This window comes from Pseudomonas acericola (SeqCode), from assembly GCF_053456465.1.
On the sequence record NZ_JBRFJB010000004.1, the window covers coordinates 87,424 to 111,184 of the forward strand.

Annotated in this window: 27 protein-coding genes; all 27 read left to right on the forward strand. The window is 58.4% G+C overall.

Going from position 1 to position 23,761, the window contains the following annotated elements; all coding sequences use genetic code 11:
• The first annotated feature begins 8 nt into the window (after positions 1-8).
• The 27 genes from ACU688_RS16655 to ACU688_RS16785 all read left to right on the forward strand — a co-directional run bounded on the left by ACU688_RS16655 (position 9) and on the right by ACU688_RS16785 (position 23,744).
• Complete coding sequence (locus tag ACU688_RS16655) at positions 9-806, forward strand: ParA family protein (protein ID WP_017736233.1); 798 nt, start codon at positions 9-11, stop codon at positions 804-806.
• 9 nt (positions 807-815) lie between these two features.
• Entirely contained in the window at positions 816-1,688 is an 873-nt protein-coding gene (locus ACU688_RS16660) for a ParB/RepB/Spo0J family partition protein (RefSeq protein WP_448185650.1), read from the forward strand.
• A 148-nt stretch (positions 1,689-1,836) separates the two neighbouring features.
• A complete protein-coding gene (locus tag ACU688_RS16665) occupies positions 1,837-2,244 on the forward strand; it encodes a F0F1 ATP synthase subunit I (protein WP_010565865.1) in 408 nt (135 codons plus the stop codon).
• A gap of 16 nt (positions 2,245-2,260) precedes the next feature.
• Positions 2,261-3,130, forward strand: a complete 870-nt coding sequence (atpB, locus tag ACU688_RS16670; protein WP_017736231.1) for a F0F1 ATP synthase subunit A — start codon at positions 2,261-2,263, stop codon at positions 3,128-3,130.
• Between the two features lie 134 nt (positions 3,131-3,264).
• Positions 3,265-3,522, forward strand: a complete 258-nt coding sequence (gene atpE, locus ACU688_RS16675) for a F0F1 ATP synthase subunit C (RefSeq protein WP_002555987.1) — start codon at positions 3,265-3,267, stop codon at positions 3,520-3,522.
• A gap of 56 nt (positions 3,523-3,578) precedes the next feature.
• Positions 3,579-4,049: a F0F1 ATP synthase subunit B gene (locus tag ACU688_RS16680; RefSeq protein WP_017736230.1), complete on the forward strand. Its 471-nt coding sequence runs from the start codon at positions 3,579-3,581 to the stop codon at positions 4,047-4,049.
• Between the two features lie 12 nt (positions 4,050-4,061).
• Complete coding sequence (locus ACU688_RS16685) at positions 4,062-4,598, forward strand: F0F1 ATP synthase subunit delta (RefSeq protein WP_017736229.1); 537 nt, start codon at positions 4,062-4,064, stop codon at positions 4,596-4,598.
• A 21-nt stretch (positions 4,599-4,619) separates the two neighbouring features.
• Entirely contained in the window at positions 4,620-6,164 is a 1,545-nt protein-coding gene (gene atpA / locus ACU688_RS16690; protein WP_010207686.1) for a F0F1 ATP synthase subunit alpha, read from the forward strand.
• Positions 6,165-6,214: 50 nt separating this feature from the next.
• Complete coding sequence (gene atpG / locus ACU688_RS16695) at positions 6,215-7,075, forward strand: F0F1 ATP synthase subunit gamma (protein ID WP_010565870.1); 861 nt, start codon at positions 6,215-6,217, stop codon at positions 7,073-7,075.
• Positions 7,076-7,102: 27 nt separating this feature from the next.
• Entirely contained in the window at positions 7,103-8,479 is a 1,377-nt protein-coding gene (gene atpD / locus ACU688_RS16700; RefSeq protein WP_010207684.1) for a F0F1 ATP synthase subunit beta, read from the forward strand.
• 44 nt (positions 8,480-8,523) lie between these two features.
• Positions 8,524-8,940 carry a F0F1 ATP synthase subunit epsilon gene (locus tag ACU688_RS16705; RefSeq protein ID WP_029290129.1) on the forward strand — a complete coding sequence of 139 codons (417 nt, stop codon included), beginning with the start codon at positions 8,524-8,526 and terminating at the stop codon, positions 8,938-8,940.
• A 123-nt stretch (positions 8,941-9,063) separates the two neighbouring features.
• The gene (gene glmU, locus ACU688_RS16710; protein ID WP_448185651.1) at positions 9,064-10,431 is read left to right on the forward strand and encodes a bifunctional UDP-N-acetylglucosamine diphosphorylase/glucosamine-1-phosphate N-acetyltransferase GlmU; all 1,368 of its coding nucleotides are present in this window, start codon (positions 9,064-9,066) and stop codon (positions 10,429-10,431) included.
• Between the two features lie 230 nt (positions 10,432-10,661).
• Entirely contained in the window at positions 10,662-11,429 is a 768-nt protein-coding gene (locus ACU688_RS16715) for a DeoR/GlpR family DNA-binding transcription regulator (RefSeq protein WP_448185652.1), read from the forward strand.
• A gap of 10 nt (positions 11,430-11,439) precedes the next feature.
• Positions 11,440-13,272, forward strand: a complete 1,833-nt coding sequence (gene glmS / locus ACU688_RS16720; protein WP_448185653.1) for a glutamine--fructose-6-phosphate transaminase (isomerizing) — start codon at positions 11,440-11,442, stop codon at positions 13,270-13,272.
• Positions 13,273-13,506: 234 nt separating this feature from the next.
• The gene (locus tag ACU688_RS16725; RefSeq protein WP_448185654.1) at positions 13,507-14,295 is read left to right on the forward strand and encodes an ABC transporter permease; all 789 of its coding nucleotides are present in this window, start codon (positions 13,507-13,509) and stop codon (positions 14,293-14,295) included.
• A gap of 14 nt (positions 14,296-14,309) precedes the next feature.
• On the forward strand, positions 14,310-14,993 hold the full coding sequence (locus ACU688_RS16730; protein ID WP_448185655.1) for an ABC transporter ATP-binding protein: 684 nt from the start codon (positions 14,310-14,312) through the stop codon (positions 14,991-14,993).
• A gap of 10 nt (positions 14,994-15,003) precedes the next feature.
• Positions 15,004-15,759, forward strand: a complete 756-nt coding sequence (locus tag ACU688_RS16735; protein WP_448185656.1) for a glycosyltransferase family 2 protein — start codon at positions 15,004-15,006, stop codon at positions 15,757-15,759.
• Positions 15,760-15,765: 6 nt separating this feature from the next.
• On the forward strand, positions 15,766-16,383 hold the full coding sequence (locus tag ACU688_RS16740; RefSeq protein ID WP_448185657.1) for a PI-PLC domain-containing protein: 618 nt from the start codon (positions 15,766-15,768) through the stop codon (positions 16,381-16,383).
• 4 nt (positions 16,384-16,387) lie between these two features.
• Entirely contained in the window at positions 16,388-17,044 is a 657-nt protein-coding gene (locus ACU688_RS16745) for an HAD family hydrolase (protein WP_017737634.1), read from the forward strand.
• Positions 17,032-17,763 (forward strand): glycosyltransferase family 2 protein, encoded by a 732-nt coding sequence (locus ACU688_RS16750; protein WP_448185658.1) that lies wholly within the window; start codon positions 17,032-17,034, stop codon positions 17,761-17,763. The genes ACU688_RS16745 and ACU688_RS16750 overlap by 13 nt, the downstream gene beginning before the upstream one ends.
• On the forward strand, positions 17,760-18,086 hold the full coding sequence (locus tag ACU688_RS16755; protein WP_448185659.1) for a cupin domain-containing protein: 327 nt from the start codon (positions 17,760-17,762) through the stop codon (positions 18,084-18,086). Before ACU688_RS16750 ends, ACU688_RS16755 begins: the two co-directional genes overlap by 4 nt.
• Positions 18,083-19,858, forward strand: a complete 1,776-nt coding sequence (locus tag ACU688_RS16760; protein ID WP_448185660.1) for a hypothetical protein — start codon at positions 18,083-18,085, stop codon at positions 19,856-19,858. The genes ACU688_RS16755 and ACU688_RS16760 overlap by 4 nt, the downstream gene beginning before the upstream one ends.
• A complete protein-coding gene (locus ACU688_RS16765) occupies positions 19,855-20,472 on the forward strand; it encodes a hypothetical protein (protein WP_448185661.1) in 618 nt (205 codons plus the stop codon). Before ACU688_RS16760 ends, ACU688_RS16765 begins: the two co-directional genes overlap by 4 nt.
• A gap of 4 nt (positions 20,473-20,476) precedes the next feature.
• Positions 20,477-20,782, forward strand: a complete 306-nt coding sequence (locus tag ACU688_RS16770) for a hypothetical protein (RefSeq protein WP_448185662.1) — start codon at positions 20,477-20,479, stop codon at positions 20,780-20,782.
• The gene (locus tag ACU688_RS16775; RefSeq protein WP_448185663.1) at positions 20,782-22,260 is read left to right on the forward strand and encodes a GMC oxidoreductase; all 1,479 of its coding nucleotides are present in this window, start codon (positions 20,782-20,784) and stop codon (positions 22,258-22,260) included. Before ACU688_RS16770 ends, ACU688_RS16775 begins: the two co-directional genes overlap by 1 nt.
• On the forward strand, positions 22,257-23,261 hold the full coding sequence (locus ACU688_RS16780) for a WavE lipopolysaccharide synthesis family protein (protein ID WP_448185664.1): 1,005 nt from the start codon (positions 22,257-22,259) through the stop codon (positions 23,259-23,261). The genes ACU688_RS16775 and ACU688_RS16780 overlap by 4 nt, the downstream gene beginning before the upstream one ends.
• 60 nt (positions 23,262-23,321) lie before the next feature.
• A complete protein-coding gene (locus ACU688_RS16785) occupies positions 23,322-23,744 on the forward strand; it encodes a hypothetical protein (protein ID WP_448185665.1) in 423 nt (140 codons plus the stop codon).
• The last annotated feature ends 17 nt before the right edge of the window (positions 23,745-23,761 follow it).

Below are 23,761 nucleotides of genomic sequence, written 5' to 3' on the forward strand. Positions count from 1 at the left end.
AAGCAAGAATGGCTAAGGTATTCGCGATAGCGAACCAGAAAGGTGGCGTGGGCAAAACCACCACCTGCATCAACCTCGCAGCATCCCTGGTGGCTACCAAGCGCCGGGTGCTGTTGATCGATCTCGATCCACAGGGCAACGCCACCATGGGTAGCGGTGTGGATAAACACGGCCTGGAAAACTCGGTCTACGACTTGCTGATCGGCGAGTGCGACCTGGCCCAGGCCATGCACTTCTCCGAACACGGTGGTTACCAACTGCTGCCGGCCAACCGCGATTTGACCGCGGCGGAAGTGGTGCTGCTGGAAATGCAGATGAAAGAAAGTCGTCTGCGCAGCGCTTTGGCGCCGATCCGCGAGAATTACGATTACATTTTGATCGACTGCCCGCCGTCGTTGTCGATGCTCACGCTGAACGCGTTGGTGGCGGCAGATGGGGTAATTATCCCCATGCAGTGCGAGTACTACGCACTGGAAGGTTTGAGCGACCTTGTGGATAACATCAAGCGTATCGCCGAGCTGCTCAACCCGAACCTGCAGATCGAAGGCCTGTTGCGGACCATGTTCGATCCGCGCCTGAGCCTGATGAACGACGTGTCGGCGCAGCTCAAGGAACACTTTGGCGACCAGCTCTACGACACAGTGATCCCGCGCAACATCCGTCTGGCCGAAGCGCCAAGCTACGGCATGCCTGCGCTGGCGTACGACAAATCCTCGCGTGGCGCCATTGCCTACCTGGCCCTGGCCGGCGAGATGGTTCGCCGTCAACGCCGCAACTCACGCACCGCTGCAGCCCAGCCAACTTAAGGAATCCCCATGGCCGTCAAGAAACGAGGTCTCGGACGTGGACTGGATGCACTGCTGAGTGGTCCGACTGTCACGTCGCTTGAAGAGCAAGCGGTGCAGGCCGACGAGCGCGAGCTGCAACACCTGCCCCTGGACCTGATCCAGCGTGGCAAATACCAGCCACGCCGGGACATGGACCCCCAGGCGCTGGAAGAACTGGCCAATTCGATCAAGGCCCAGGGCGTGATGCAGCCGATCGTGGTCCGCCCGATCGGTGGCGGGCGCTTTGAGATCATCGCCGGTGAACGCCGCTGGCGTGCCAGCCAGCAGGCCGGCAAGGAAACGATCCCGGCGATGGTGCGCGATGTGCCGGATGAAACCGCGATCGCCATGGCGCTGATCGAGAACATCCAGCGTGAAGACCTCAACCCGGTCGAAGAAGCGATCGCGTTGCAGCGTTTGCAGCAGGAGTTCCAGCTGACCCAGCAGCAAGTGGCCGACGCAGTGGGCAAGTCCCGCGTGACCGTGTCCAACCTGCTGCGCCTGATCGCATTGCCGGAAGTCATCAAGACCATGCTGTCCCATGGCGACCTGGAAATGGGTCATGCCCGTGCTTTGCTCGGTCTGCCGGAAAATCAACAGGTTGAAGGGGCGCGACACGTTGTCGCACGAGGGCTCACCGTTCGTCAGACCGAGGCCCTGGTTCGCCAGTGGTTGAGCGGCAAACCTGCACCGGCCGAAACGAGCAAACCTGATCCGGATATCGCCCGTCTCGAGCAGCGCCTGGCCGAACGCCTAGGCTCTGCGGTGCAGATTCGCCACGGGAAGAAAGGCAAAGGCCAATTGGTCATCGGCTATAACTCTCTCGATGAGCTGCAGGGCGTCCTTGCCCACATCCGCTGAAACATTTACTCATGTAGCGTGTGATCGGAAATCACTACCCGGCAGTTGAATAGGGGCAGAACCGCCCCTATACTCTGCGCGCATTTTGTCGGCACAAATTATGCCAAGTTATTGATTTCCGGCAGCCGACCATTGAGGAGCAAGAGTGATGGAAACCCGCACGCCAAACACGTTGCCGTTCCATCGCTTGGCCGTTTTTCCGGTTTTATTGGCTCAATTTGTCATTTTGCTGATCGCCGCTTTGGCGCTTTGGTACTGGCATGGAGTCGTAGCCGGATATTCAGGACTCTGCGGAGGCCTGATAGCCTTGCTGCCCAATATGTATTTTGCTCACAGGGCCTTTCGGTTTTCCGGCGCCCGAGCAGCCCAGGCGATCGTCCGGTCATTTTATGCCGGCGAAGCAGGGAAACTGATTTTGACGGCAGTGCTGTTTGCATTGACCTTTGCAGGTGTGAAGCCATTGGCGCCGCTGGCTGTATTCGGCGTCTTCGTGTTGACCCAACTGGTCAGCTGGTTCGCTCCCCTGCTAATGAAAACAAGACTTTCGAAACCTTAGGGCGTTTGAGGCAACCATGGCAGAAACAACCGCTTCGGGCTATATCCAGCACCACTTGCAGAACCTGACCTTCGGTCAGCTTCCTAATGGCGGCTGGGGCTTTGCCCACTCCGCAGCAGAGGCCAAAGAAATGGGCTTCTGGGCTTTCCACCTGGATACTCTGGGTTGGTCGGTCGCATTGGGTCTGATCTTCGTCCTGATTTTCCGCATGGCGGCAAAGAAGGCGACTTCCGGTCAGCCAGGTGCTTTGCAGAACTTCGTTGAAGTATTGGTCGAATTCGTCGATGGCAGCGTGAAAGACAGCTTCCATGGCCGTAGCCCGGTGATTGCACCGCTGGCACTGACCATCTTCGTCTGGGTGTTCCTGATGAACGCCGTCGACCTGATCCCGGTTGACTGGATTCCTCAGCTCGCCATGGCGATCAGCGGCGACCCGCACATCCCATTCCGTGCCGTATCGACCACTGACCCTAACGCTACCCTGGGCATGGCCCTGTCGGTATTCGCGTTGATCATTTTCTACAGCATCAAGATCAAGGGCATCGGCGGCTTCATCGGCGAACTGACCTTGCACCCGTTCGGCAGCAAGAACATCTTCGTTCAAGCCCTGCTGATCCCGGTGAACTTCCTGCTGGAATTCGTGACCCTGATCGCCAAGCCGATCTCCCTGGCTCTGCGACTGTTCGGCAACATGTATGCCGGCGAGCTGGTGTTCATTCTGATCGCTGTGATGTTCGGCAGCGGCCTGCTCTGGCTTAGCGGCCTGGGCATTGTTCTGCAGTGGGCGTGGGCTGTGTTCCACATCCTGATCATCACCCTGCAGGCCTTCATCTTCATGATGCTGACCATCGTCTACCTGTCGATGGCGCACGAAGAGAACCATTAAGACCAGTCTCGACTAGTCTGATGTCCTTCCCGGTCAAACGGGAAGGTAGGCCCTACCGGGCTATGAAACGATTTGTTTTACCGCTTTAAAATCTAAAAAACCTAAACCATACGACGTAAAAGTCGGGAGGAAAGATGGAAACTGTAGTTGGTCTAACCGCTATCGCTGTTGCACTGTTGATCGGCCTGGGCGCCCTGGGTACTGCCATTGGTTTCGGCCTGCTGGGCGGCAAGTTCCTGGAAGGCGCAGCGCGTCAGCCAGAAATGGTTCCAATGCTGCAAGTTAAAATGTTCATCGTCGCCGGCCTGCTCGACGCCGTGACCATGATCGGTGTTGGTATCGCTCTGTTCTTCACCTTCGCGAACCCTTTCGTTGGTCAACTCGCCGGTTAATCACTCGTCTTTTCGAGTGATTGGTGTGTTGTGCAACGAATGAGCGAGGTATTGGCGTGAACATTAATGCAACCATTATTGGTCAGTCCTTAGCGTTCTTGATTTTTGTCGTTTTCTGCATGAAGTTCGTATGGCCTCCGGTCATCGCAGCTCTGCACGAACGTCAGAAGAAGATCGCGGATGGGCTGGACGCTGCAGCACGAGCAGCTCGCGACCTGGAGTTGGCCCAAGATAAAGCGGGTCAACAACTGCGCGAAGCGAAAGCTCAAGCAGCCGAAATCATTGAGCAAGCCAAGAAACGCGGTAACCAGATCGTTGAAGAGGCTGTTGAAAAAGCCCGTATCGACGCTGACCGTGTGAAGGTTCAGGCTCAGGCCGAGATCGAGCAGGAACTGAATAGTGTCAAAGACGCGCTGCGTGCCCAACTGGGTGCCCTGGCCGTTGGCGGTGCTGAGAAGATCCTGGGTGCCACAATCGATCAAAACGCGCACGCGGAGCTGGTTAACAAACTGGCTGCTGAAATTTAAGCGAGGGCGATCATGGCAGAATTGACCACGTTGGCCCGACCTTACGCTAAGGCAGCCTTCGAGCACGCCCAGGCCCACCAGCAGCTGGCCTCTTGGTCAGCCATGCTCGGCCTGGCTGCAGCAGTGTCGCAAGACGACACCATGCAGCGCGTGCTCAAGGCCCCGCGACTGACGAGCGCAGACAAGGCCGCCACTTTTATTGAAGTGTGCGGCGACAAGTTTGATGTGAAAGTGCAGAACTTCTTGCACGTTGTTGCCGAAAACGACCGTCTCCTGCTTCTGCCGGAGATTGCCGCTCTGTTCGACCTGTACAAGGCCGAGCAAGAGAAATCGGTAGACGTTGAAGTGACCAGTGCTTTCGCATTGAACCAAGAACAGCAAGACAAACTCGCCAAGGTTCTCAGTGCACGACTCGACCGGGAAGTGCGCCTGCAAGTTGCGGAAGACAAATCCCTCATTGGGGGCATTGTCATTCGCGCCGGCGACCTGGTTATCGATGGCTCGATTCGCGGCAAACTCGCGAATCTTGCCGAAGCATTGAAATCTTGAGTTTGAAGGGGCAGCAGAGCAATGCAGCAACTCAATCCTTCCGAAATAAGTGAAATTATCAAGGGCCGCATCGACAAGCTCGATGTGACCTCCCAAGCCCGTAACGAAGGCACTGTCGTCAGCGTATCTGACGGTATCGTGCGGATTCACGGTCTGGCCGACGTAATGTCCGGCGAGATGATCGAGTTTCCGGGCGGCGTCTTCGGTATGGCCCTCAACCTGGAGCAGGACTCCGTAGGTGCCGTTATTCTCGGCGCATACCAGTCCCTGGCTGAAGGCATGAGCGCCAAGTGCACTGGCCGTATCCTGGAAGTTCCGGTTGGTAAGGAACTGCTCGGTCGCGTAGTCGACGCACTGGGTAACCCTGTTGACGGTAAAGGTCCACTGGGCAACACCGAGACCGACGCGGTCGAGAAAGTTGCTCCAGGCGTGATCTGGCGTAAGTCGGTAGACCAGCCTGTACAGACTGGCTACAAGGCTGTCGATGCCATGATCCCTGTCGGCCGTGGCCAGCGTGAGCTGATCATCGGTGACCGTCAGATCGGTAAAACCGCTCTGGCCATCGACGCGATCATCAACCAGAAAGACAGCGGCATTTTCTGCGTCTACGTAGCCATCGGTCAGAAGCAATCGACCATCGCCAACGTGGTTCGCAAGCTGGAAGAGAACGGCGCACTGAAGAACACGATTATCGTGGCTGCCAGTGCTTCGGAATCTCCTGCGCTGCAATACCTGGCTCCGTATGCCGGTTGCACCATGGGTGAATTCTTCCGCGACCGCGGTGAAGACGCGCTGATCGTTTATGACGATCTGTCCAAGCAAGCAGTGGCTTACCGCCAGATTTCCCTGCTGCTGCGCCGTCCACCAGGCCGTGAAGCTTACCCAGGCGACGTGTTCTATCTCCACTCCCGTCTGCTGGAGCGCGCATCCCGCGTTTCGGAAGAGTACGTAGAGAAGTTCACCAACGGCGCAGTGACCGGCAAAACCGGTTCCCTGACCGCACTGCCGATCATCGAAACCCAGGCTGGCGACGTTTCCGCGTTCGTTCCGACCAACGTGATTTCCATCACCGACGGTCAGATCTTCCTGGAATCGGCCATGTTCAACTCGGGCATCCGCCCTGCAGTGAACGCCGGTGTTTCGGTATCCCGTGTGGGTGGTGCCGCTCAGACCAAGATCATCAAGAAGCTCTCCGGTGGTATCCGTACCGCTCTGGCTCAGTACCGTGAACTGGCGGCATTCGCCCAGTTCGCTTCTGACCTGGACGAAGCGACCCGTAAGCAACTTGAGCATGGTCAGCGCGTTACCGAGCTGATGAAGCAGAAGCAATACGCCCCAATGTCGATCGCTGACATGGCGTTGTCGCTGTATGCCGCTGAGCGTGGGTTCCTGACTGACGTCGAAATCGCCAAGGTTGGCAGCTTTGAACAAGCGCTGATTGCTTACTTCAACCGCGATCACGCCGACTTGTTGGCCAAGATCAACGTGAAGGGTGACTTCAATGACGAAATCGACGCTGGCCTGAAAGCCGGTATCGAGAAGTTCAAGGCCACCCAAACCTGGTAAGCCGCAGCGGGGGCCGCAAGGCTCCCGCTTGCTAACCTGATAGGTGTTACATGGCAGGCGCAAAAGAGATTCGCAGTAAGATTGCGAGCATCAAAAGCACGCAAAAAATTACCAGCGCCATGGAAAAAGTGGCGGTCAGCAAAATGCGCAAGGCACAAATGCGCATGGCTGCTAGCCGTCCTTATGCGGAGCGTATCCGCCAGGTAATTGGGCATCTGGCCAACGCCAACCCGGAATACCGCCACCCATTCATGATCGACCGCGAAGTTAAGCGTGTGGGTTATGTGGTTGTGAGCAGTGACCGTGGTTTGTGCGGTGGTTTGAATACCAACCTGTTCAAGGCCCTGGTCAAGGACATGGCGGTAAACCGCGAAAACGGCGTCGAGATCGATCTGTGTGTAGTTGGTAGCAAGGGTGCGGCCTTTTTCCGTAACTTCGGCGGCAACGTCGTAGCAGCTATCAGCCACCTGGGTGAAGAGCCGTCGATCAATGATTTGATCGGCAGTGTGAAGGTGATGCTGGATGCATACCTGGAAGGCCGGATTGACCGCCTCTCCGTGGTATCCAACAAGTTCATCAACACCATGACCCAGCAGCCAACCGTGGAGCAATTGATTCCACTGGTGGCGACCCCGGATCAGGAACTCAAGCACCACTGGGACTACCTCTACGAACCAGACGCCAAAGAGCTGCTTGACGGCTTGATGGTGCGCTACGTGGAGTCGCAGGTGTACCAGGCGGTGGTCGAGAACAACGCAGCTGAACAAGCGGCGCGGATGATCGCGATGAAAAACGCTACCGATAACGCCGGTGATCTGATCAGCGATTTGCAGCTGATCTACAACAAGGCGCGTCAGGCTGCGATCACCCAAGAGATCTCGGAAATCGTCGGCGGCGCTGCCGCGGTTTAACGGTTCAAATATTCAGAGGATCCAGCTATGAGTAGCGGACGTATCGTTCAAATCATCGGCGCCGTTATCGACGTGGAATTTCCACGCGACAGCGTACCGAGCATCTACAACGCGCTGAAAGTACAAGGCGCGGACACTACTCTGGAAGTTCAGCAACAGCTGGGCGACGGCGTAGTTCGTACCATTGCGATGGGTTCCACCGAAGGCTTGAAGCGCGGTCTGGACGTTGTCGACTCTGGCGCAGCCATCTCCGTACCGGTCGGTAAAGCGACCTTGGGCCGGATCATGGACGTACTGGGCAACCCGATTGACGAAGCTGGTCCGATCGACACCGAAGAGCGTTGGGGCATTCACCGTCCAGCACCTTCGTTCGCGGAACAAGCTGGCGGCAACGACCTGCTGGAAACCGGCATCAAGGTTATCGACCTGGTTTGCCCGTTCGCCAAAGGCGGTAAAGTCGGTCTGTTCGGTGGTGCCGGTGTAGGCAAGACCGTAAACATGATGGAACTGATCCGTAACATCGCCATCGAGCACAGCGGTTATTCCGTGTTCGCCGGTGTGGGCGAGCGTACCCGTGAGGGTAACGACTTCTACCACGAGATGAAGGACTCCAACGTTCTGGACAAAGTGGCACTGGTTTACGGTCAGATGAACGAGCCGCCGGGTAACCGTCTGCGCGTAGCACTGACTGGCCTGACCATGGCCGAGAAGTTCCGTGACGAAGGTAACGACGTTCTGCTGTTCGTCGACAACATCTACCGTTACACCTTGGCCGGTACTGAAGTATCCGCACTGCTGGGCCGTATGCCTTCCGCAGTAGGTTACCAGCCGACCCTGGCCGAAGAGATGGGCGTTCTGCAAGAACGTATCACTTCGACCAAGGAAGGTTCGATCACTTCGATCCAAGCGGTATACGTACCTGCGGATGACTTGACTGACCCGTCGCCAGCGACCACCTTCGCCCACTTGGACGCCACCGTCGTTCTGTCCCGTGACATCGCTTCCCTGGGTATCTACCCAGCGGTCGATCCACTCGACTCGACTTCGCGCCAGCTGGACCCGAACGTGATCGGCCAGGAGCACTACGACACCGCTCGCGGCGTTCAGTACGTGCTGCAGCGTTACAAAGAACTGAAGGACATCATTGCGATCCTGGGTATGGACGAGCTGTCGGAAGCCGACAAGCAGTTGGTAAACCGTGCTCGTAAGATCCAGCGTTTCTTGTCGCAGCCGTTCTTCGTGGCTGAAGTCTTCACCGGTGCTTCGGGTAAATACGTTTCCCTGAAAGACACCATTGCTGGCTTCAAAGGCATCCTCAACGGTGACTACGACCACCTGCCAGAACAAGCGTTCTACATGGTTGGCGGCATCGAAGAAGCGATCGAGAAAGCCAAGAAACTGTAATCCAAGCGCCCGGAAACGGGCGCTCATCAGGTTGAGGCAATCAGATGGCTATGACAGTCCATTGCGATATCGTCAGCGCGGAAGGAGAAATCTATTCCGGCCTGATCGAGATGGTAGTAGCGCACGGCGGCTTAGGTGATCTTGGTATCGCCATGGGTCACGCCCCGCTGCTTACTGATCTCAAGCCAGGTCCGATCACTCTGACCCAGCAAAACGGGGAAAAGGAGGTGTTTTATATCTCCGGTGGTTTCCTCGAAGTTCAGCCGAACAAGGTCACGGTACTTGCCGACACCGTGCAACGTGCTGGCGACCTGGATGAAGCCTCCGCTCAGGAAGCCGTCAAGGCTGCCGAGAAGGCCCTGAACGAAAAGGGTGCGGACTTCGACTACAGCGCTGCTGCTGTACGTCTGGCCGAGGCTGCAGCCCAGCTGCGCACGCTCCAGCAGATCCGCAAGAAGTAAGCGGCCACGCCGTCTTGTTTCATGTGCGATTGATTAAAAAGGGTAGCCTCGGCTACCCTTTTTCTTTTTCAGCCATACACTTCTCTGGTCTGACGTCGGACCGCCCAGGATTGGTAGCCATTCATGTCTCTTGAAATCGTCATTCTCGCCGCAGGCCAAGGCACCCGCATGCGTTCGGCCCTGCCCAAGGTGCTGCATCCGGTTGCCGGCAACTCCATGCTTGGCCATGTTATCCACAGCGCCCGGCAGCTCGATCCACAGCGCATTCACGTGGTGATCGGCCACGGTGCCGACGTGGTGCGTGAACGCCTGGCCGCCGACGACCTGAATTTCGTATTGCAAGACCAGCAACTCGGCACCGGCCACGCCACCGCGCAAGCCGTGCCATTCATTACCGCCGACACCGTACTGATCCTCTACGGTGATGTACCGCTGATCGAAGTGGAAACCCTGCAACGTCTGCTCAAGCACGTCGTGCCAGGCCAGATGGGCCTGCTCACCGTCGAGCTGGATGATCCCACCGGCTATGGCCGTATCGTGCGCAACGCTGACGGCAAGGTCGCGGCCATCGTCGAGCATAAAGATGCCAGCGAAGCCCAGCGCGCCATCACCGAAGGCAACACCGGCATCATGGCGGTGCCGGCCAACAAGCTCGCCGACTGGATGAGCCGTCTGTCCAACCACAACGCCCAGGGCGAGTACTACCTCACCGACGTCATTGAGATGGCCGTGAGCGATGGCCTGCTGGTCGCTACCGAGCAGCCCCTCGACCCCATGGAAGTGCAGGGCGCCAACGACCGCAAGCAATTGGCCGAGCTGGAGCGTCACTACCAACTGCGTGAAGGCCGCCGCCTGATGGCTCAGGGCGTGACCCTGCGCGACCCGGCGCGTTTCGACGTGCGTGGCGAAGTGACCGTGGGCCGCGACGTGCTGATCGACATCAACGTGATCCTTGAAGGCCGCGTGATCATCGAAGACGACGTGGTGATCGGCCCGAACTGCGTGATCAAGGACAGTACCCTGCGCAAAGGCGTGGTGGTCAAGGCCAACAGCCACCTGGAAGGTGCCGTGATGGGCGAGGGCAGCGATGCCGGCCCGTTCGCCCGCCTGCGCCCTGGCAGCGTGCTAGAGGCCAAGGCCCATGTGGGTAACTTTGTCGAACTGAAAAACGCCCACCTGGGCGAAGGCGCCAAGGCCGGCCACCTGACGTACCTCGGCGATGCCGTGATCGGCGCGCGCACCAACATCGGTGCCGGCACCATCACCTGTAACTACGATGGCGCCAACAAGCACGTCACCGTGTTGGGCGAAGACGTGTTCATCGGCTCCAACAACTCGTTGGTGGCCCCGGTGAAAGTGGGCGATGGTGCCACCACGGCGGCGGGCTCCACCATCAACCAGGATGTGGATAACTTGCAGCTCGGCGTGGCCCGCGCCCGCCAACGCAACATCGACGGCTGGAAGCGTCCGGTCAAAATCAAAAAGACCTGAGTTATCCACAGTCTCACCTGGCCAACACGATCCCCTGTGGGAGCTGGCTTGCCTGCGATAGCGGTCTATCAGTCACTGATGTGCAAACTGATACACCGCTATCGCAGGCAAGCCAGCTCCCACATTTGATTGGGGATTTTTCCCAAAATTTACTACGCCCCGCTTGACGATCTTTCGCCAATAGGTTTTGATTGCCTTCGTTATCTTTCGAAACGAAACTTATAACTGCCATGTCGAAACGAAATACACCCCAACGCCGCCACAATATCCTGGCCTTGCTCAATGAACAGGGCGAAGTCAGCGTGGACGCGTTGGCCAAGCATTTCGAAACGTCGGAAGTGACCATCCGCAAGGACCTCGCTGCCCTCGAAAGCAACGGCCTGCTGCTGCGTCGCTACGGTGGCGCCATCACCATGCCCCAGGAATTGGTCGGCGACGCCGCCCAACCCATCTCGGTGTACAAGCGCGCCATCGCCCGTGCCGCCGTGATGCGCCTGCGCGAGCACGCGCGCATCATTATCGACAGCGGCAGCACCACCGCCGCGATGATCCCCGAACTGGGCCACCAGCCCGGCCTGGTGGTGATGACCAATTCCCTGCACGTGGCCAGAGCCTTGAGCGAACTGGAACATGAACCGGTGCTGTTGATGACCGGCGGCACCTGGGACCCGCACTCGGATTCGTTCCAGGGCCAGGTCGCCGAGCAGGTGCTACGGTCCTATGACTTTGATCAGCTGTTTATCGGTGCCGACGGTATCGATTTGCAGCGCGGTACCACCACCTTCAACGAACTGCTGGGCTTGAGCCGCGTAATGGCCGAGGTCGCGCGGGAAGTGGTGGTGATGGTCGAATCCGACAAGATCGGTCGCAAGATCCCCAACCTGGAACTGCCCTGGAGCAGCGTCCATACCCTTATTACCGATGATCGCCTGCCGCTTGAGGCCCGCGACCAGATCCAAGCCCGCGGCATTACGCTGATATGCGCGGCAATCATCTAGGAGAAACATCATGTGTGGAATTGTTGGCGCAGTCGCCGAACGTAACGTAACCGCCATCCTGCTCGAAGGCCTCAAGCGCCTCGAATACCGTGGCTACGACAGCGCCGGTGTGGCGGTCTTCACCAACGCCGGCAAGCTGGAGCGCATGCGTCGTCCGGGCAAGGTCAGCGAGCTGGAACAAGCCCTGGCTGGCGAGCCGCTGGTCGGTCGCCTGGGCATCGCCCACACCCGCTGGGCCACCCACGGCGCGCCGTGCGAGCGTAACGCCCACCCACACTTCTCCGGCGACCTGGCGGTGGTGCACAACGGCATCATCGAAAACCACGAAGTGCTGCGCGAACAACTCAAGGGCCTGGGCTACGTGTTCACCTCGGACACCGACACCGAAGTCATCGCCCACCTGCTCAACCACAAGCTCAAGGACCACAGCGACCTGACCACCGCCCTCAAGGCCACGGTCAAGGAACTGCACGGCGCCTACGGCCTGGCCGTGGTCAGCGCCAGCCAACCCGACCGCGTGGTCGCCGCCCGCAGTGGCAGCCCGTTGGTGATTGGCCTGGGCCTGGGGGAAAACTTCCTCGCCTCCGACCAACTGGCCCTGCGCCAGGTCACCGACCGCTTCATGTACCTGGAAGAAGGCGATATTGCCGACATCCGCCGTGAAAGCGTGCAGATCTGGGACGTAAACGGCAACACCGTCGAGCGCGAAGCCGTGCAGTACCGCGACGGCGCCGAAGCGGCCGACAAAGGCGAGTTCCGCCACTTCATGCTCAAGGAAATCCACGAGCAACCGGCTGTGGTGCAACGCACCCTGGAAGGTCGCCTGAGCCAGAATCAGGTGCTGGTCAACGCTTTCGGCCCACAAGCCGCCGAGCTGTTCGCCAACGTACGCAACGTGCAGATCGTCGCCTGTGGCACCAGCTACCACGCCGGCATGGTTGCCCGTTACTGGCTGGAAGAACTGGCCGGTATCCCGTGCCAGGTCGAAGTCGCCAGCGAATTCCGCTACCGCAAGGTGGTGGTGCAGCCCGACACGCTGTTCGTGACCATTTCCCAATCCGGCGAAACCGCCGACACCCTGGCCGCCCTGCGTAACGCCAAAGAGCTGGGCTTCCTGGCCAGCCTGGCGATCTGCAACGTGAGCATCAGCTCCCTGGTGCGTGAGTCCGACCTGACCCTGCTGACCCAGGCCGGCCGTGAAATCGGTGTGGCCTCGACCAAAGCCTTCACCACCCAGCTCGTTGGCCTGCTGTTGCTGACCCTGTCCCTGGGCCAAGTGCGCGGCACCCTCGCCGCCGGCGTCGAAGCCACCCTGGTCGAAGAACTGCGCCGCCTGCCAACCCGCCTCGGCGAAGCCCTGGCCATGGACAGCACCGTGGAAAAAGTCGCCGAGCTGTTCGCCGACAAGAACCACACCCTGTTCCTCGGCCGTGGCGCGCAATACCCAGTGGCAATGGAAGGCGCGCTCAAGCTCAAGGAAATCTCCTACATCCACGCCGAAGCCTACCCGGCCGGCGAGCTGAAGCACGGCCCACTGGCCCTGGTGGATGACGACATGCCGGTGGTCACCGTAGCGCCGAACAACGAACTGCTGGAGAAGCTCAAGTCCAACCTGCAGGAAGTGCGCGCCCGTGGCGGCCAACTGGTGGTGTTCGCCGACGAAAAAGCCGGCATGACCAACGGCGAAGGCACCCATGTGATCAACATGCCGCACATCAACGACATCCTGTCGCCGATCCTCTACACCATCCCATTGCAACTGCTGTCGTACTACGTCGCTGTGCTCAAGGGCACAGACGTTGACCAGCCGCGCAACCTGGCGAAGTCGGTGACGGTGGAGTAACAGACCGTCACCTGGAGGTCCGCCGGCGGGCGGGCCTCTATTGCTCCGATCGCACTCCTTTTTTCAGCCCAATCCTCAGAATCCACCAGCGTTGCAGTGGCGGCGTTTTGTCGTGGACGGCATCACCATATGTCAGAAATATTGAACTTTTCTGTAAGAAATAGGTATTGGTTGCTGGGCTAAATGCCATTATTCCTATAGAATTTTCGATTGTTTTTTTGCTGAGGCTGTGTGATGCGTTGGCGACACGGAAGTCTGAACGTCTGGTCGACACTCCAAGTGTCGATGGAGCGTGCCCGCCTTGGGCTTAAATCAGAATCGACACGAACCCGTCTGGGCCTTGCCTGGTGGGTGCTTGAACCGATGCTTCTGCTCGGCATCTACTACAGCGTCTTTGGCCACTTGCTGCGCATTCAGGTCGAAAACTTCGCAGTTTTCCTGATTATCGGCGTCACGTTCTGGACCTGGTTCAACAAGAGCGTGATGAATTGCACCGATGCAATTTACGAGAAAAAGCACATTCTCGAGCATTGCAAGGTTGACCCTCTGATCTTCCCGATGACTTCAATATTCAAGGACCTGGTGAAAGAGTCACTGGTCGTTGTCTTGTTGCTGTTGCTTCTGTGTGCTCTGGGTAATACGCCCAGCTGGCTTTGGTTGTACGTCCCGCTGATCGCCTTCGTGCAGTTGATTATTACCGCTGCGGTGGGGGTGTTCGTTGCCGGGCTGATTCCATTCATGCCGGACCTGCGCATCCTGATCTCCACCGGCCTGCAATTTCTGATGTTTGCCTCCGGCGTGTTCTACGCAAAAGCCAATATCCCTGCCGAGCTGGGTTTCCTGCTGGATATCAACCCGTTGGCCGCATTGATTTCAATGTACCGCGATGTGTTGATGTACGGGCGTGCCCCGGTACTAGGTGACTTGCTGACCCTGGCCGGCGGTGCGCTGGTGTTGTTGATTCTGGCTGTCCTGTTCCTGTCCCGGAACAAGAACGCCTATGCGATGGCGCTGAGCAAATGACGATACCGGCAGCTATGACCATCAACTCCCTGTCGCTGACCTTCCGCAACGGTCTGCGCTTGCTGTCGCGTGCCTCCACCACGGTATTGCACGATCTGTCTTTTTCGATTGGCCGTGGCGATACGTTCGGGATAGTCGGCAGCAATGGTGCCGGCAAGAGCACGTTGCTCAAGGTGCTGGCGGGTATCTACCAGCCCACCCGTGGCAGCTTGACCCAGTCTGTCTCCAGCGTGTCGCTGCTCAATCTGCAACTGGGTTTCGATGAAAACCTCGATGCCCGCGACAATATTGTCCTCAGCGGCATGCTCATGGGCATGAGCCGCAAGCGCATGCGCGAATTGAGCGACGAGATTCTCGACTACGCCGAACTCCAAGCCAGCGCCGCAGTGCCTGTGCGCAGCTATTCCACTGGTATGAAGGCGCGCCTCGGCTTTGCCATCTCCAAGTACTCACGGCCCGATGTGATCCTGTTGGATGAAGTGCTCAGTGTCGGCGACGGCCACTTTCGTGAGAAGGCCGAAGCCACCATGCGAGAAATGATGATGGGTAACCAGACTGTCGTATTTGTCTCGCACGACTCACAACGAGTCAGGGAGCTATGCAACCGCGTGTGCTGGCTCAAGGACGGACGGGTTCAAATGATTGGCCCGGCCAGTGAAGTCATTGATGCGTATGAAGAGTACCTAGTACGTAGGTAAAGGAGTTCAAATGCTTAACATAGTCGTTCCCATGGCAGGTGCCGGCAGCCGCTTCGCAGTGGCAGGCTACGCCGATCCGAAACCGCTGATCCCTGTGCACTCGGTGCCGATGATTAAAGTGGTCATCGACAACCTCACCCCCGCCTGCGAGCACCGTTTCATTTTTATCTGCCAGGCGGCGCACGTTGAGGCTTACGGCCTGAAAGACAAGCTGCAGGCTTGGGCGCCAGGTTGCGCCATTGTCGAGTTGAACGGCGTTACAGAAGGTGCAGCGTGCACCGTGTATACGGCAAAGGATCTGATCGACTCCGAGCACCCGGTAATGATCGCCAACAGCGATCAGTACGTTGATGTCGACATCAACGACTACCTGAGTGCCATGCAGGCACAAGATGCCGATGGCCTGATCATGACGATGAAGGCGAACGACCCGAAGTGGTCCTTTGTCGGTTTTGCCGATGATGGAAGCATCAACTCGGTGGTTGAAAAGGAAGTGATTTCCGATGAAGCCACCGTGGGCATCTACAACTTCCGCAGCGGTCGCCAGTTGATCGGCGCCATTGAAGCGATGTTCGACAAAGACCTGCGGGTCAATGGCGAGTTCTACGTTGCGCCGGCCTACAACGAGATGATCGAAGACCAGGCCAAGGTCATCCATTACAACGTCGGTTCGGAAGGCAAAGGCATGTATGGCCTGGGTATCCCGGCGGACTTGAACCTGTTCCTCGATCTGCCGGTCAGCCGCGCAGCGTGTGCAGGGCGCTGATCGATCATGCAGATCATCAGTCACCGCGGCTACTGGCTGCAAAAGCCCGAGCGTAACCAGCGAGTAGCCTTCGAGCGCTCTTTCGACCTGGGCTTCGGCACGGAAACCGACGTACGCGACATCGGCGGGCGTCTGGTTATTTCCCACGATATGCCTGACGGCAGCGAAATGTCGCTGGACGAACTGCTGGCAATCATGGCTGGGCGCAACTTGCCACTGGCGATGAACATCAAGGCCGACGGCCTTTGTGCTCCGCTGAAGGCGGCGTTCGAAGCCCATGGTCACAGCAACTGGTTTGTCTTCGACATGGCTGTGCCCGATATGCGCAGCTATCTCGCCAGCGGTGTATGCAGCTATACCCGCCAGAGTGAGGTCGAGCCGGTACCCGCGTGGCTGAACGAGGCTGACGGTATCTGGCTGGATAGCTTCGGTGCCGAGTGGTACTCGTCCGCCCAGCTCGCTGACCTGCTGGGTCAGGGCAAACAGGTGTGTGTGGTGTCTTCGGAACTGCACGGCCGCGAACACATGTCCTTGTGGCGACTCCTCGCCCAATTCCAGGGCGCCAACAACCTGACGTTATGCACCGACCTGCCCGAAGCAGCTCGCTCTTTCTTCAAGGAATGACATCATGATTAAAGCCGTGATTTTCGACATGGACGGTGTGCTGATCGAAGCGAAAGATTGGCACTACGAAGCGCTGAACAAGGCGCTGAACCTGTTCGGCCATACCATCAGCCGCCATGAACACCTGACCACCTACGATGGTCTGCCAACCTCGCGCAAGCTGGACATCCTCAGCGTCGAGCGTGACTTGCCGGTGGAACTGCACCAGTTCATCAACGAAATGAAGCAGATGTACACGATGGAAATCGTCTACGCCCAGTGCAAGCCAACCTTCGTTCACCAGTACGCGCTGTCGTCGCTCAAGAGCCAGGGCTACAAGCTGGCCGTGGCGTCCAACTCGATCCGCAACACCGTCGAAGTGATGATGGAAAAGTCGCGTCTGGATCAGTACCTGGACCGCAAGTTTTCCAACGAAGACGTGCCCAACGCCAAGCCTGCACCCGATATCTACATCAAGGCCATCGAGTCCTTTGGGCTGTTGCCTGAAGAGTGCCTGATCGTGGAAGACAACGAGAACGGCATCCGTGCCGCCCGTGCTTCCGGCGCTCACGTACTGGTGGTCGAGGATGTCGCCGATGTGAACCTGGACAACATCACTGCCCGGATTGAACAGATCAACGCCAAGGCTCCAGAGCTGGAGGAAATGTTGTGCGCAAGTTGAACATCATACTGCTCGCCGGTGGCGATACCACTTCGGTCATATCCGAAAGCAACTACCCAGGCTACCTGACCGAACGCGATGGCATTCCGTTGATCCAGGACCTGGTCGAAAAGTGTCTGGAGCTCAACCCGGCCAGCATCTCCTGCATGCTGCCCAAGGCTGACGTCGCCAAGTACCACCTGCGCAACATGTTGCAGCAGATGAGTCCGATCGCCTCTATTCACGCGGTACACACCTTGACCATGGGCGCTGCCTGCACCGCGCTGTTGGCCGCCGAGAGCATCGACAACGACGATGAACTGCTGATCCTCAGCTGCAACGAACTGCTCGATGCGGCGCTGGGCAATATCGTCGAAGACTTCCGTCGCGACGAGTGCGATGCCGGCGTCGTGGTATTCAAGTCGCTGCACCCGCGCTACTCGTTCGTACGCAAGAACCCGCAGGGGTATGTGGTCGAGGCTGCTGAGAAGAACCCGATCAGCAACCACGCCGTGGCCGGTCTGTACTGGTTTGCCAAGGGCAGTGTGTTTGTCGAGGCCGTGAAGGAAATGATCCGCAAGGACTTCAAGGTCAACGATGCGTTCTACATTGCGCCGGCGCTCAACGAACTGGTGCTGCTGCACAAGAAGATCGGTACCCACCGTGTGGACCCGAGCCAGTACCACCCGCTCAAGAGCCATCACCAGCTGCACGCGTTCGAGAATGTAGGCCCACGATGAACACCGCCAATCTGAAAGACATGGTCAAGGGCTGGTTTGTCGGTGGTTTCACGCCGACTGCGTTCAGCACACAAGCCTGTGAAGTGGCCGTCAAGCCGTACGCGGCGGGTGATGCCGAGGCGGCTCACTATCACAAGATCGCCACGGAAGTGACGCTGATCCTGTCCGGCGAAGTCGAGATGTGTGGCAAGACCTGGGGCGCCGGCGAAATCGTCGTGCTCGAGCCAGGCGACATCACGGCCTTCAAGGCACTCAGCGACGCAGTGACCGTTGTGGTCAAGGTGCCCGGCGCGCTGAATGACAAATATGTCGTAGAAGAATGAAAACGATAGAACTGCAACACGATTCAAAGCTGGGTTACCTCGGGCCCAAGCAATTGCGCCCGATCCCGGCAGACCTGAGCGTGACGGAAGGCAGCCAGACGCTGTTTTCCTTCCGTCGCTTCAAGCAAGGCGTTCCTGATACCACGGTCAAAGGGCTGCATGCAGCCAAACGCCCGCTGGATATCTATGGTCCTGGCTCGTACTGTTTTTACGGCGTGCAAAGCGACTCGCAGCTGAGCCCTTTGCTGCTGTGGGACGCTGCGCATTTTCTGGCCGTGGGCGAAACACTCACCGTCATTGAAGACTCCGCCGTAGAGAGCTACCTGGACCGTGCCTACTTCAACACGGCCCTGGTGTGCGAAGAACGCAGCGCCAACCGCGTGGTGTACCGCAAGGCCGCCGTGCTGCCGGCGCAGACCGACGATGACCTGGACAGCTGGACGTTCGGCATCCCGGTAGGCCCCGAAGACGCCACGGTGCTCAATGCCGTGGTGCAGCGCATCCTTGAGCTGGATATCCCCAACAAGGAAATCCTGCTATGCGGCACGCCAGGCAAGAACTTCCGCTACTTCGACCAGGTGCGCATCGTCGGTGAAGACATCACCGCGCCGCCTGTGCAGATCTGCAAGAAGAAGAATCGCCTCGTCGATGAAGCGCGCTACAACAACCTGGTCATCCTGCATGACCGGGTGTTCCTGCCTGCGCATTTCGGTGAAATGGTCCGCCGTTTCGGCCCGCGCTACCCGTTGATGACCCTGCAAAGCCTGTTCTTCGACAACGTGCGCAATTTCGGGCCGCGCCGCTATTCGGACTACGGCATGGCGATGGGTGTGATTGCCGATGGCATGAAGGGCATGCACCGCAGCGACAACACGGTGGTCAGTATCGCACCTGTGCTGTTTGCGGAAATTGAACGGACAGGCTTCTGCTTTGCCAGCCCAATGCGATACGGCAAAGACGTCAGCTACCCTACTGGCAGCATGTACATCTGCCGCAAGGAAGTGTGGCAGGCGTTCCCCCTCGACGAATCCCTGTTGTGGGCCGAATTCGAAGACATCGAGCATGGCATTCGTGCGTCCAAGGGCGGCGTCCCTTCGCGGGTCAACCCCTATGGCGTGGCCCAGTCGGTGACGTCCCGGGCGCTGCTCGGCACCGGATCGCCAGTCGAATCGTGCAACGGTCGCTACGCGCATACAGGCCCTTCGCAGTTTTCACTCCTGCGCAAAAAACCCCTGATCCGCATGTCGGCGGACGAGGCGCTTATCCGCTTGCAACGCTTCGCCAACAAGTACGCGGTCGGCGATACGCTTCTTCATATTCCGACCGGCCTGAAGACCATCAGCTCGCGCGCGTGGCTGAAGCTGGTAGACGAGGTGGTGCAAGGTTGTGGCTTCGGCAATGACCTGGAGTCCGTGATGGCCTTCATCCGCGACTTTGAAAAGTGGGTGCTTCTGGATCAATTGCCGAACACCTTCATCGAGTCGATTGCCCTGGAATTCATGACCAATCCTCGCGAGGCGAAGCGCAACCTGGTCTTTGGCAGCTCCGAGTTCCGCAACATGCTGCGCCAGCGTCCATTGCAAAGCTGGTTCTACAAAGGCCTGGACGAGTACTTCCATCCTCGCCTCCTGGCGTTGCCTGGCACCTTGTTGTCGGCGCTCAAGCTGTACCGTCGAAACGGCGAAGTCTTCTATTTCTCGAGTTTTCGCGATTGTGTGCGGGCGATCCACAACTCCACGCCTTTCGATAGCTATGTGGAGCGCAGGAAATGAACATCTTTCTGATTTCCCAGGACGCGGCACAGGGCAAGCAAGCCCAACTGGCGGTCTTTCTGTCGCAGATAGAACTGCAGCCCTCGTTGCTCACCCAAGTCGTGGTGATCGGTGAGTGCGCATGGGCGGCGCCGCAAGCGCAACCTGCGCCGCCGCTCAAAACCTTCCAGCTGGATGATTTCCTGCATGAAAGGGGCAGTGTCAACAATGGCGAGTTCATTGCCGACGCCAATGTGATCGGCACAAAATTGAGCACGGCGTCCGAGTCCTGGCTGCTCATCGACTTTGGCTTGCACCAGGATCAGGTCACGACGGATTTTGTCCGCAAGCTGGCCTCGTTCACGTTTCTGTTCAAAGGCCTGCGTGACAAGAACATCGTGTTGCTGATGCCGCGTCTGAAACTCGGCTACATGGCACGCTACGCCAACAGTTTGTTCAACAGTACGGCAAGCAATGCGGGCTCGGCAGCGGAAGCGAACCGCTTCCAGATGTTCTTGCTTTCCACATTGCTGGAAAAGGCCCTGCTCAGCTCGCCCTTGATTGCATGGCCGGTTTCCAGGTTGCGTCAACTGGTGCGCTTTTTCTATCAGCGGATCGTCCGCGTGAGAACGTGAGCCGATGAAGCGTAGACAGTTTGTTGCGGGGCTCGGTGTGTTCGTCGGTGGCATTGCGCTAGGCGGTTGGCTAGGCCGCCAGTCGATGGGGCCGCCCCTGGATTTTCAAGCGATCCGGGAAGGCAACATACATGTGAAGTTTCGCCACATGCCCCCCGACCTGCTGATAAAACTTTACTCGCGCAACCTCAAGGATGAAGACCGCGAATCCCTCCTTTACCACTTGGTCAACCATAACCGTTCGTTGTTCGTGGTAGCGCCCCAGACCCGTACGTTGGGTACGCCCGGCTTTTACAGAGTTACAGGCTAATGTTTGTTGAAACGCTGATTATCGGCAACGGTTTTGCCGGACGTACCGTTGCCCATGCTTTGAAGGGCCCCTGCCTCATTGTTGACCGTGGCGAGAAGTTCAACATCTTTGAACGACGCGCCCGCTTCAACGAGATGGAACAGGTGGACCGCCACGATGCATTGATCCGCCGCTCTTATGAGTCGGTGCACGCCTTCAATGTGCCCGAAGATCTGCCAGACGATTGCGTTTCCGACTACATCCTCGTGGATGGCGGCTGTTCCAACCACTGGGGTGGCTTGAGCTTCCGTCTTTCAGAGGCGGTGTTCGACCAATCGGCCGACGCATTTCGCTGGCCCTTCGACTACCAGACGCTGCAACCCTACTACCGCACTGCCGAGCAGTTGCTGCGCATCAGTGCTGATCCTCGTGATCCCGAGGAGCGCAACCCTCTGTCGGAAATCAAAGGCTCACGTCGCTGGAACCGCGCCTTGTCGCCGTATTTCCCACAAGCCTACATTGGGGCGCAGGCCCATAACCTGTCGGTGGAAAACCTCGACGGGCAAGGCCTCTGCATGGGAGCGGGGGACTGCGAGCTGTGCCCGATGGACGCCAAGACCCGCTCGTTGCATATCCGTAACCACGCCAAAGTGCTGAATGAGGTGCTGGTCGATCACTTGCGCTTCGAAGGTGACAAAGCCGTCGAGGCGATTTGCCATACCCCCAACGGGCCACTGAGCATCCGTTTCAATCGAGTGGTCATCGCCGCGCACGGCGTTGAATCATTGAAACTGCTGTGGAAGAGCAACCTGCCGGACGAAACGCCACAGGCGTTCATCGGGCGTTACTGCCAGGACCACGCCGTGGCCGAGCTAGCCTGTCGCTTGCCGCAGGCGAAAATCCCGTTTTTCCAGGTCAACACCGCCGCGCAGGTGGTCATCCCGGAGCTGTCCGGCGAGCTTGATGGGATCGAGTACACCACGCTGGGCCTGATGACCTCGGCCAGCGATGCAGCCCTGACTGGCTCCCTGGACCTGAAAAAGCTGAACAACTGGGCGGTACAGGAATCGGTCGAAGACCTGGCCAGCATCCTGAGCCTGTACATCCTCCTGGAAATTCCGCCGCAATGGGACGTCTCGCTGTTTTACGAGGGCGGTTCCGTGCGCATGGATACCGATGGCTACCACGGCAACAAGCATCGTTATGACGCCGTGATTGCCGCCATCTACGCGAAGATGGAAGCGCTGGGTGTGGTGCCTGTGCGCGAAGCCGAACAAGCGCATTACCAATATGTCTTCGGTACCCATCACTTGGTCGGCATGTTGAACATGAGCGCGGGTGAGAACGCGGTGGTGGACAAGGACTTCCGTGTCATCGGTACGGAAAACGTCTACGTCGCCGGCTCTTCGCTGTTTCCGCGGTGCGGATCACGTAACCCGACAGTGACGGTCGTGGCCCTGGCCCTGATGCTGGCCCACCAGTTGAACAAGCACGCATGAGCATCGACGCCAGCAGGCTGACGGTCATTCTCCAGGGCCGCTTGAAGGACGGGCCGGTGGATATCGCGGCGCGTGCAATCGAGTCGGTGCGCCAGCACTTGCCGGGGGCGCAGATCATTCTGTCGACCACGGACGACTGCACGGGTGTTTCATTTGAAGGCGTGCAATGCGTGGCCGATGCATCGGCCACGCATTTTGCAGACGCCAGCGGCAACATCAACAACGTCAACAAGCTCATCAGCACCGTCGCTAATGGCTTGGCCCTGGCCACGCGCGAGTACGCGCTCAAACTGCGCACCGATCATGTGCTGTGCAGCAGCGCGCTATTGAGCCTGATGGGTGATGAGCAACCTGCAAGCTTGCTGGCAGCGAGGGTTGGCGTTTCGAACCTGTTCCTGCGTAATCCGATCAAACTCTGCTACCTGTTTCACCTGAGTGACACGCTGCAGTTCGGCCGCACCGACGACCTTCGACGGCTGTGGAATATCGGCCCGCTTCCCGCTGAATTTGTGTACCTGGCAGGTGGCCCACGGATCAATCCGATCGGCACGTTCCAGGGCTACACCTCGTTTCGCTTGCTGCCCGAGCAGGCCATCCTGCTGCGTTTCTTGCAGACCTGCGGCCTGGCGCTGGACCTTGAACACATTTCGCACACTCGTTTCGACCTGTTCTGTGCGTGGGAAGACCTGCTGCTGGACAATTTCGAGGTCCACGACTGGCAGAGCCTTGGCGTGACTCCGCCGCAGCGGTTCCTCACAGAACCTTATGCCCCGGAAACGATCCTGACCGCCGCTGACCTGCACAGCCTGCGCGCCCGCCGTACGAAGCGGCACAAGACGGGGCGCTACCTGCACCTGCTGCTCAACAAATACGCACTCTGCTGGTTTCGCCGGCGCTGGCTGGTGTCGGTGTCGTCGTTGCTGCTGTTCTCGTTTTCACCGCGTATGGCCATTGCTGCACGCACCGCGTACCGACGCTTCTGCGAGGCGGGACGCACCTGAATGCACACCCTGATTACCACCCAACCCTTACTTTCCAATCATCCCTAGGAGTATCGCCGCATGAACAAGATGTTCTTCGTTGGCGCTGTACTGTTGACCCTCGTCGGCTGCGACAAACCTGCCGCCCCAGCGCCTCAGGCGGCTGCCAAACCGGTGCCGGTCCAGATCCCGCAACAGGAAGGCCAATACCTGCGCTTTATTCAGATGCCAGACGGCGAAACCCGCCTGGAAGCCGCCCGCGTCATGGGCAAAGTGACCAAAGTGATCAGTGGTTACCCTGGCTTCAGCGTCACGTCGAATGTGTTCCCGGACGTCAGCCCGCTGGTCGTGCGCATCAAGGATTGCGGCCTGATCTCGTTCACGAAAGTCCAAGACAACGCCAACGTAATGACGGCCGTGCGTACCGAAACACAAGATTTCAACGCGCAGTGCCCGATCCAGAAAGTCGACGGTCAGTGGACCAAACTGTCGGCGCAAGGCTGATGTTGCGGGGAGCACAT